This window comes from Candidatus Enterococcus avicola (assembly GCF_047470845.1).
Classification (GTDB): Bacteria; Bacillota; Bacilli; order Lactobacillales; family Enterococcaceae; genus Enterococcus_D; species Enterococcus_D casseliflavus.
Window position 1 is genome coordinate 1 of record NZ_JBLGTY010000049.1, and the last position, 3,269, is coordinate 3,269.

Below are 3,269 nucleotides of genomic sequence, written 5' to 3' on the forward strand. Positions count from 1 at the left end.
TTTGTTCATTGAAAACTGGATATCGAAGAAATAATCAAAACAAGTAACACACACCGAGTTGAAATGTTAAAAGAGTTTTTTAATAAGTTCAACGCTTATTTTCTTGAGCAACCTTCTATCGCTAGAAGAAGTACTCAAAACCGACCGTAAGGTCAAAGGTTAAGTGAATAAGGGCGCACGGTGGATGCCTTGGCACTAGGAGCCGATGAAGGACGGGACTAACACCGATATGCTTTGGGGAGCTGTAAGTAAGCTATGATCCAGAGATTTCCGAATGGGGGAACCCAGCATCTTTTATAGGATGTTACGTCTGCGTGAATACATAGCGCAGTCGAGGTAGACGCAGAGAACTGAAACATCTAAGTACCTGCAGGAAGAGAAAGAAAATTCGATTCCCTGAGTAGCGGCGAGCGAAACGGGAAAAGCCCAAACCAACAAGCTTGCTTGTTGGGGTTGTAGGACTCCGATATGGTAGTCTATTCAGATAGTCGAAATACTTGGAAAAGTATGTCAAAGAGGGTAAAAACCCCGTAGGCGAAATTTGGATAACACCTAGGAGGATCCTGAGTACGGCGGAACACGAGGAATTCCGTCGGAATCCGGGAGGACCATCTCCCAAGGCTAAATACTCCCTAGTGACCGATAGTGAACCAGTACCGTGAGGGAAAGGTGAAAAGCACCCCGGAAGGGGAGTGAAATAGATCCTGAAACCGTGTGCCTACAACAAGTTAGAGCCCGTTAATGGGTGATAGCGTGCCTTTTGTAGAATGAACCGGCGAGTTACGATAGCATGCGAGGTTAAGTTGAAGAGACGGAGCCGTAGCGAAAGCGAGTCTGAATAGGGCGAATGAGTATGTTGTCGTAGACCCGAAACCATGTGATCTACCCATGTCCAGGTTGAAGGTGCGGTAAAACGCACTGGAGGACCGAACCCACGTACGTTGAAAAGTGCGGGGATGAGGTGTGGGTAGCGGAGAAATTCCAAACGAACTTGGAGATAGCTGGTTCTCTCCGAAATAGCTTTAGGGCTAGCCTCGGAATTGAGAATGATGGAGGTAGAGCACTGTTTGGACTAGGGGCCCATCTCGGGTTACCGAATTCAGATAAACTCCGAATGCCATTCATTCATATCCGGGAGTCAGACTGTGAGTGATAAGATCCATAGTCGAAAGGGAAACAGCCCAGACCACCAGCTAAGGTCCCCAAATAACTATTAAGTGGAAAAGGATGTGGGGTTGCACAGACAACTAGGATGTTGGCTTAGAAGCAGCCACCATTTAAAGAGTGCGTAATAGCTCACTAGTCGAGTGACCCTGCGCCGAAAATGTACCGGGGCTAAATAGTTTACCGAAGCTGTGGAGTGCACCATGAGGTGCATTGGTAGGAGAGCGTTCTAAGGGCGTTGAAGGCAGATCGTGAGGACTGCTGGAGCGCTTAGAAGTGAGAATGCCGGTATGAGTAGCGAAAGACAGGTGAGAATCCTGTCCACCGAATGACTAAGGTTTCCTGGGGAAGGCTCGTCCGCCCAGGGTTAGTCGGGACCTAAGCCGAGGCCGACAGGCGTAGGCGATGGACAACAGGTTGATATTCCTGTACCCGTTGTTTTTGTTTGAGCAATGGAGGGACGCAGGAGGCTAAGAAGTGCAGACTGATGGATATGTCTGTTCAAGCAGTAAGTCTTGGTAGGAGTCAAATGCTTCTACCTATACGGACAAGCTGTGATGAGGAGGGAAATAATAGTACCGAAGCTTCTGATGTCACACTGCCAAGAAAAGCTTCTAGTGAGAAAACAACGGCCCGTACCGCAAACCGACACAGGTAGTCGAGGAGAGAATCCTAAGGTGAGCGAGAGAACTCTCGTTAAGGAACTCGGCAAAATGACCCCGTAACTTCGGGAGAAGGGGTGCTGCTCTAACGAGCAGCCGCAGTGAATAGGCCCAAGCGACTGTTTATCAAAAACACAGGTCTCTGCAAAATCGAAAGATGACGTATAGGGGCTGACGCCTGCCCGGTGCTGGAAGGTTAAGAGGAGTGCTTAGCGTAAGCGAAGGTACGAATTGAAGCCCCAGTAAACGGCGGCCGTAACTATAACGGTCCTAAGGTAGCGAAATTCCTTGTCGGGTAAGTTCCGACCCGCACGAAAGGCGTAACGATTTGGGCACTGTCTCAACGAGAGACTCGGTGAAATTTTAGTACCTGTGAAGATGCAGGTTACCCGCGACAGGACGGAAAGACCCCATGGAGCTTTACTGTAGTTTGATATTGAGTGTCTGTACCGCATGTACAGGATAGGTAGGAGCCGTAGAGATCGGGACGCCAGTTTCGATGGAGGCAATGGTGGGATACTACCCTTGCGTTATGGCCACTCTAACCCGCAGCCCTTATCGGGCTGGGAGACAGTGTCAGATGGGCAGTTTGACTGGGGCGGTCGCCTCCTAAAAGGTAACGGAGGCGCCCAAAGGTTCCCTCAGAATGGTTGGAAATCATTCGAAGAGTGTAAAGGCAGAAGGGAGCTTGACTGCGAGAGCTACAACTCGAGCAGGGACGAAAGTCGGGCTTAGTGATCCGGTGGTTCCGCATGGAAGGGCCATCGCTCAACGGATAAAAGCTACCCTGGGGATAACAGGCTTATCTCCCCCAAGAGTCCACATCGACGGGGAGGTTTGGCACCTCGATGTCGGCTCGTCGCATCCTGGGGCTGTAGTCGGTCCCAAGGGTTGGGCTGTTCGCCCATTAAAGCGGCACGCGAGCTGGGTTCAGAACGTCGTGAGACAGTTCGGTCCCTATCCGTCGCGGGCGTTGGAAATTTGAGAGGAGCTGTCCTTAGTACGAGAGGACCGGGATGGACTTACCGCTGGTGTACCAGTTGTCTCGCCAGAGGCATCGCTGGGTAGCTATGTAGGGAAGGGATAAACGCTGAAAGCATCTAAGTGTGAAGCCCACCTCAAGATGAGATTTCCCATTTCTTTAAGAAAGTAAGATCCCTGAGAGATGATCAGGTAGATAGGTCAGAAGTGGAAGGCCAGTGATGGTTGGAGCGGACTGATACTAATCGATCGAGGACTTAACCAAAAAGAAAAAAGCACGTAAACTCGTAGAGTTTTGATTTCTTCGATCCAGTTTTGAGTGAGCAAAACTTACTCAATTGAATAGTGTGGTGGCGATAGCAAGAAGGATACACCTGTAACCATGCCGAACACAGAAGTTAAGCTTCTTAGCGCCGATTGTAGTGAAGGGTTTCCCTTTGTGAGAGTAGGACGTCGCCACGC

The 3,269-nt window shown here is 49.8% G+C and carries 2 rRNA genes; both read left to right on the forward strand.

The annotated features are described in order from the left end of the window. Nucleotides 1–157: 157 nt before the first annotated feature. A 23S ribosomal RNA gene (locus ACI3E5_RS17475) occupies nt 158–3,072 on the forward strand. Nucleotides 3,073–3,153: 81 nt separating this feature from the next. Beyond that, nucleotides 3,154–3,269, forward strand: a 5S ribosomal RNA gene (gene rrf, locus ACI3E5_RS17480).